Origin of the sequence: Streptomyces sp. SP17BM10 (assembly GCF_036322405.1) — a bacterium.
In the GTDB taxonomy this organism is placed as follows: Bacteria; Actinomycetota; Actinomycetes; order Streptomycetales; family Streptomycetaceae; genus Kitasatospora.
Window position 1 is genome coordinate 1 of the sequence record NZ_JAQYXB010000541.1, and the last position, 6,747, is coordinate 6,747.

6 protein-coding genes are annotated in these 6,747 nt (G+C 69.9%); all 6 read right to left on the reverse strand.

The genetic code is table 11. The features are described 5' to 3' along the window. Nucleotides 1-658: DUF2637 domain-containing protein (locus tag PUR71_RS13335; RefSeq protein WP_329927183.1), on the reverse strand; the 658-nt coding region annotated here is incomplete at its 3' end. Then, nucleotides 655-963: a hypothetical protein gene (locus PUR71_RS13340; RefSeq protein WP_329927184.1), complete on the reverse strand. Its 309-nt coding sequence runs from the start codon at nucleotides 961-963 to the stop codon at nucleotides 655-657. The genes PUR71_RS13340 and PUR71_RS13335, both read right to left, overlap by 4 nt. 56 nt (nucleotides 964-1,019) lie before the next feature. Next, a complete protein-coding gene (locus PUR71_RS13345) occupies nucleotides 1,020-2,915 on the reverse strand; it encodes an FtsK/SpoIIIE domain-containing protein (protein ID WP_329927185.1) in 1,896 nt (631 codons plus the stop codon). A gap of 67 nt (nucleotides 2,916-2,982) precedes the next feature. Beyond that, nucleotides 2,983-3,261 carry an XRE family transcriptional regulator gene (locus PUR71_RS13350; RefSeq protein WP_329927186.1) on the reverse strand — a complete coding sequence of 93 codons (279 nt, stop codon included), beginning with the start codon at nucleotides 3,259-3,261 and terminating at the stop codon, nucleotides 2,983-2,985. Beyond that, complete coding sequence (locus PUR71_RS13355; RefSeq protein WP_329927187.1) at nucleotides 3,258-3,413, reverse strand: hypothetical protein; 156 nt, start codon at nucleotides 3,411-3,413, stop codon at nucleotides 3,258-3,260. Before PUR71_RS13355 ends, PUR71_RS13350 begins: the two co-directional genes overlap by 4 nt. 1,136 nt (nucleotides 3,414-4,549) lie before the next feature. Next, nucleotides 4,550-6,172, reverse strand: coding sequence for a replication protein (locus tag PUR71_RS13360; RefSeq protein WP_329927188.1), 1,623 nt, complete (start codon nucleotides 6,170-6,172; stop codon nucleotides 4,550-4,552). Nucleotides 6,173-6,747 lie beyond the last annotated feature (575 nt).

The following is a 6,747-nucleotide window of genomic DNA, read 5'->3' on the forward strand; positions in this document are numbered from 1 at the left end:
CACGGCGCAGGTCGGTCGCCGTGCGGCGGCTCAGGCCCAGCTCACGGAGCTGGTCGATGGTCACCTTGCCGCCCTGGTCGGCGGTCAGCTTCTCTGCCTTCCGGCGTATTACGGCGGTCACCTTGGAGTCGCCGGGGGCGGCCACCTTCGTGACCGGAGCCATGACCGGCGCGGGCTCCTCGGCGGTAACCGGCGCGGGCTCCTCGGCGGTAACCGGCGCGGGCTCCTCGGCGGTAACCGGCGCGGGCTCCTCGGTCGCCTCCTGGTGGTCACCCTTGCCGGTCACTTCCACGGCCAGGTGGGCGGCGAGTGCCATGGAGATGACCGGCACGGCCGAGACGCCGATGACCATCTCCGGGCCGACGATGAGGTGACCGGTCCCCACGAGGTGACCGAAGGCGTTGAGGACTACGGAGGTGACCACCGATCCGGCGGTCATCCACTGGCCGAGCTTCTGCACGCCGGGGGTGAACCAGGCGACCAGGGCGACCAGGGCGAGCACGTCCACGGCGACCGGCAGGGACCAGGACAACTGGCCCTTCCAGCCGACCGCCCGACCGAGGGCGGCGAGGGTGTCAGCGGAGGCGGCGAACGCGGTGACCGCGACGACCACGGCCCCGGCGATGACCACGTGGCGGCGGGTGATCTGGCGGTTCACTTGGTTCCCTTTCGGATCTCACGGACGGTCTTGTAGACGACGGGGGCGGTGACGCCCACCACCAGGGCGACGACGGCCAGGGACAGGAACAGGAGCACCAGGACGCCGCCCCCGGCGACGACGGCCAGGGCGATCAGGGCCCAGTCCCCGGAGGACTTCCGGCGCTGGTTCTCACTGGCCAGGGCGATCAGGGCCCGGATGTTCTCCTGCTGGGCCGCCTGCTGGGCGGCGGTTGTCGCCGCCTGCTGGGCGGCCATGAGCTTGATCAGCTCGAACATCTCGGTCTGCCGCTGTGCATCGGCCACAGCGGTCTCAGCGCCAGTCACAGCGTCGGCGGTGGTCCGTCGGGTGATCTCGTGGCTCATGCCGCACCGCCCAGGCTGATCGTGGTGCCGCTCTTGGTCAGCGCGTCGAGCTTCACCAGGGCGTCCACGGCGCGCTTGACCGAGCCGGGGTTGATGTCGAGCGCGTTGGCAATGGCGACGTTGGTCGTCGCGCCGCCGCGTACGGCCTCCAGAACGGCCCGCTGGTTGTCCGTCAGGGTGTCGGGGTCCACGGGGGCCGGAGCGGGCTCCTGCGGCCCCTCTGGGCTGTCCTCTGGGGCCGGACTGTGCCACGGCTCCTCAGCCGGGAGGGCGGCGATCTCGTCGGCCGGGACGAACCACAGCCGCAGGGGGTTCGGGCGACGCTTCTGGTACTGGAGCATCGCCCGGCCGGGCATGCCGTCCAGCTCCGAGGGCGTCCAGCCGGTCTGCTGGGCGCTCTCGCCGAAGATCGAGCGCTCGTGCTCACCGGCACCCGTGGTGAGCGCCAGGCGGGCCGACATGTTGTCCTTCACCAGCGGCGGGACACCAGCGGTCTTGGTCGGGTTCTGCGTGGCCCAGACGAACTGGAAGCCCACCGCGCGGGCCTCGCTCCACAGCTCCTCAAGCATGTCGAGGACGTCCGCGTACTGCCTCTGCTTCGCCATGCGGACGATGGCCGCGCCCTCGTCGATGATGACCAGGAGGTTGCGGTTCTCCGGGCGGCCGTCCGGCACCCAGTCCGCTCCGGTGGCTATGCCCTGACGGCGGTGCATCTCCCGCGTCAGTTCCTTGACCATCGCGTAGATGTCAGCCATGCGCTTCTCACGGTTCGGCTCCTGGCCGACCGCACGCACCACGTGCTGAACGCCGATCGCTTCCTGACGCTTCGGGTCGATGACGACCGCCGTCCAGTCCTCGCGCCGGATCGCCTCCAGCAGTAGGGCCCGCCACGACACCGACTTGCCCATGCCGGTGATTCCGGCGATCAGGATGTGCAGACCCGCCTTGAGCGGGAGGGAGACGAACGACCCGTCCACCTCGTCCACGCCGATGCCCTCGTGGTCCGGCGTCCAGATCATCGACATGCCGTCCGAGGCGGAGCGCGTCCGGATGATGATCCGGGCCCAGTCACCCTGACTGCCCCGCCCGATCTCCATCCGCCTCTCGGTCGCCATGCCAAGGAGCGCGCGGATGCTCTCGCTCTTGGCCGCCAGCTCCTTCACGGTCCACTTGCCATCGAGCCGCACGCCGCAGACGATCCCGGCGGGCGTGATCTCCGCCGGAGTCGTGATCGTGCCGAACAGGCCGCGCTCCTCCGCGTGCTGTGCCCAGTGGGACGGCGCGAGCCGTTCGCACAGGCGACGCTCCTCAGCGGACAGGTCTTCGTCGAGCTGCAAGCTCACCTCACGGTGGCCGAGCCACAGCGCGCCGACATTCACAGCGATGACTGCGAGGGACGTTCCCGCAGGCCACAGCGTCCAGTGAGCATCCGTCGACGTGACGTAGCTCAACGCGACCGACGGGAGCAGGTGGGCGGCGTGCACCTTCGCAGCCAGCCGGTTCATGGTCTGCGGGTAGTTGCGGCGCGCTTCCCTCAGCGTGTCCTTCGTCTCGCGCTTGTTGCGGGCCGCCGCACGGTCGGCCTGTGCCGCCGCCCGGCGAGCCTCCGCGAACGGGTTCTTCGACTTGTCGCGCTCCTTCCGCCGCCGGGCCGCCGCACTGGCCGCCTCGCTCGACGCCGCACTGTGGGCCTGAATCGCCTTGTGCAGGGCCTTACGGTTCGCGTCCGTCCGGAGCTCGCTCCGGCGCTCCGCCTTCGTGTCCCACCACACCGCGAACGGCACGCAGGCGGGGGTCAGGGCGTCGAGGGTGTTCGTGACGCCCTTAGCCGACGCGGCATACGCGGACTTGGTCGTCTCGGTTGTCTTGGTCCATGCTGCTGAGTAGTCCACGGGTTCCTTCCAGGGTTTGCGTGGGCTGTAGGGCGGCTCCCGTTGCAGCGGGGGCCGTCCGTTTTTGTTAGATGCGGGTCTGTCCTGTGCTCCCGGCCGCCGGGGGCAACCGGTGCTCGGGGATCGCGCGGAAGCCGGAGATCAGTTCGCAGACCGTCAGGCCGAAGAAGTCGGCGATCGGCTGAAGGTCGTTGACCTTCCAGACCGACTGACTCTCAGGGGCCCGGAGCCTGGCCGAGACCGGCGCGCGGGTGAGCCCCAAGGCTTCGGCCAGCTCTGCGTGACTCCGGCCGGTACGGGTCAGCAGGAGCTTCACCGTCTCGTTCAGCCGGGATTCGAGGGTCACTCCCCGCCCTCGTTCTCGTCCCGGTCCTGCGGCTTGCCGCCGACCACCACGTCACCGTGAACGACGCCGCCAGACACGATCGTCTGGTCCCCCAGGACGATGCTGCCGCCGAACTTGACCTCTACGCCGTCCCCGAAGATGAAGACCGCCATGATTCCTCCTTGATCCATCGGGTCGCGTTCCGACCCGCAAGAAGAGGATTGCATAGCGACCCATTGGATTGCAACCCAACCCACGAAGAGGCGCAACGACCTTGCGGGCCGATTGCGGGTCCGCACGTGCCATGACCTGCGGTTTTCGGTTCTTGCGGTCCTTGCACGGGAGGGGCCCCTACGCGCGCGCGTGCGAGGCCGACTGCGGCCGGGCGGTTGGCCAAGGTCAAAGACAGATGCCTCCGGCGGGCCACCGCTCCCAGAGGGGAGGGGGCACCGTCGGTGTCTGCGGCTGGGTGGGTGGTTGGGCTCGTAGGGGTTCTGTGGGGGGTTCCCTCCGGCCAGACAGCGCCAGAGGCAAGCACACCGGCCGCCGAGGCATCCAGGCCAAGCCGCGCAAGCGCGGTCGCCGCAAGCGGCGAGCCTGGACGCCCCGACGACCGGCGTACTAGGGCTTCGCCCGCCGCCCGACCGGAGGGAACCCCCCACAGAACCGGGGGGTGGTTGCTGGCGCGGGCCGGGTGCGGGTCGCATCGGGGCCGAAGTGCCGCCCGGCGCGTACGGGCCCAGGCCATCAGCGCGTCCAGAGCGCGCCGGGTGGTGCTTCGGGGGCGAGGGGTCCAGGGGGCGAGAAGCCCCCTGGTACCACCGGCCCCAGCCAGGGCCACGACCAGGAGCAGGCCGAGCCGACTGGTTCAGACTGACACGCATGGTCTAGCCTGATCTCAGGCGCTCAGAGTGAACGCCAGAGAGGGGAACCATGCACATCCGCATCAGCATCGACGTCACCGCCCGGGGTCTGGCCCTGGTCGTCCTGGTGATCCTGCACCTGACGCTGTAGCCAAGCCCGCTCAAACCGAAGCCCCCCGGAGCCCAAAGGCTCCGGGGGGCTTCTGCGTTGGTGGGTCAGGGTCGGGGGTGGGGGAACCCGCCGGCGGTCGGGCCCCGGGGGGCCCTCTCGACGGCAGAACCCCCCACCCCCTCACGTGGGTGCCGTCCGAGTCGTGCGGGTCAGTGGCTAAGTGACGCCCGGAAGACTCGGAAGCGAGCTATACCCCCGCGCTTCGCTTGGGTGTGCTCGCCCGTCCTCGCTTCGCTCCGGGCGGGGGAGAGGACCAGGCCCCCGAGGGGGCCGGTCAGGACCGCCGAGCCAGCAGCCCGGCGAACAGGCCCGCCAGACGCTGACGCTGCTTCGCCGTTTCGGCCTCCCTCTCCGCCACGGTCTTCTGAAGCTCGTAAGCCTCGATCCGCTCCTGTCGCGCCCGTTCCTCACGGCGGGCAAGCACCCGGGCGAACAGGTTCTCTTGGGTCTCCACGAGCTGTTCGGGGGTCACCATCCGGACGTGAGCGCGGTAACCGCCGAGCGCTTCCACCAGGTCGCCGACAGAGTCGTACGCCTCAGCCCGGACGCACGCCTCTACGTCGAGTTCAGCATCCCCCCGGACAACGGCCGTGACGGCAGCTTCGGTGAGGATCACGCCGCCGGTCAGCGCCGCTTGCATGTCCGGGTCGTAGACGTACTCAAGGTCTTGTTCCTCGGAGTCGTCGCCCTTGAGGCCGACGTGACCGCGCAGGCCGCGCGTCCACTCGATCGCCCGGCGTCCGGCCATGGCCGACTCGTACTCAGCCCACCAGGCCCGGCACTGCTCGCCCGTCCCGTACCCCTCGGCGTCCTCCAGGCCGAGCCCGGACACCTCCAGGTCGTACAGCCGGTAGAGCATCTGGAACGGGGTCATCGACTCCCGGCGGCCGGACTTGTTGTCGCCCCGCGCGACTTCCAGGGCCGCACCCTTGGCGGCCTTCACGTCCTGGTCCACAGAGGCCGGGGCCGCCTTGCCGTCCTGCACCTTGGTCAGGTACTCGATCAGGGCTTTGTCATCCGGCGACTTCACGAGCTGGACCGTGACGCCGTGCCCCTTGCCGCCGCACTTGCAGCCGTGCCGCTCGCACTCGGTGGACGGCTCGAACGTCGGATCAGCCTTGCGCAGGGTCGAGGCCCACAGGCCGCGCAACCAGTCCTCCCACTCCTCCAAGGAGTCGGCCCCAGGCTCGAAGTACTCCCGGACGGTGCCCTTGGCCGGGGTGCCGTTCATGTGGGCCCCGAGGAACACCAGCAGGTTCATGTGAGGGTGCCAGCCGTTTTCCCACGATCGGGTGACTTCCGAGGCCCGAGCCATGCCCGCGTATCCGATCCGGTGACGGATGCCGTCCTCCGCCGGTCGCACCGACGTGCCCACCGTGCCGTTCTTGCGGGTCCAGGTGGAGACCGACTCAGGCCGCCCGTAGAAGGTGGGGGCGGTCAGCATCGTCTGATAGGCCCCAGGAGCCCGCCGGGGCTTGCCGGAGCGGTCCAGGACCGGAGCCCCCTTGGCGTCGATCAGGGGGGCTCCCCAGAGGGCGTCAGAGAGCCGTGCAAGCTCGGTCGTTCGGTTGTGCCGGGCGGTGAGCACCACCACGGCGAGGGTGCCGCCAGCGGCCAGCCAGCGCAGGGCCGCCGTGGTCAGCTCTTCCGTGCGGCCCCGGCGGATCGAGGCCGAGCACTGCGGGCAGAACCAGATCTTTCCGCAGCGGACCAGGCCGATCGTGACCACGTAGCCGCGCGAGGAGTGGCCGTAGATCACGCCCGTGGCCGGGTCGAGGACCCGCCGCCCGCAGCCCTTGCAGGCGTCGATCTGTGAGACCCGGTTGAGGACTTTGCGGCCCTGGTACCGGCGGACCCGGAGCGCTTCCGACCGCTCCTCAGCGGTCGCAGCGGTCACAGACTTAGCGCCGCGTTCCTGCTGGTCAGCGCTCTTGGAAAACTCTGTGGACCTATTACCTAGGCGACCGCTTTTGCCGGGCGCGGTCGCGTCTGCGGCAGCCCGCTTAGAGCCCTGGGGGTTCCGGCGGGCCGCGCTACGGCACGCCTCGTTGCAGAAGCGCTTAGCGCGCTTGCCGGGGGTCTGGATGAGCGGCTTACCGCAGTAGCAGCGGGACGGCCCGGCGGTGCGCTGTGGCGGGACGGCCGGGGTCTTTCGTACGCTGGTCACAGCAACGTCACCTGTTCTCGGTATGGCGAGTCGGGAGGCGGACGGCCCGGAGTTGCGAGCTCTGGGCCGTTGCCATGTCTAGGGGTCGATCTTGCCCTACAACGACCGTGCGGCCCGCCGGGTTTGTGGCGGGCCGCTGGCGTGTCGTCAGGATGCGGTCAGCTCACGGCGCAGGTCGGTCGCCGTGCGGCGGCTCAGGCCCAGCTCACGGAGCTGGTCGATGGTCACCTTGCCGCCCTGGTCGGCGGTCAGCTTCTCTGCCTTCCGGCGTATTACGGCGGTCACCTTGGAGTCGCCGGGGGCGG

Coding starts and splice junctions, on each gene's coding strand:
- PUR71_RS13355 (WP_329927187.1), bottom strand. CDS start 3,413: ATGGCGGTCTTCATCTTCGGGGACGGCGTAGAGGTCAAGTTCGGCGGC.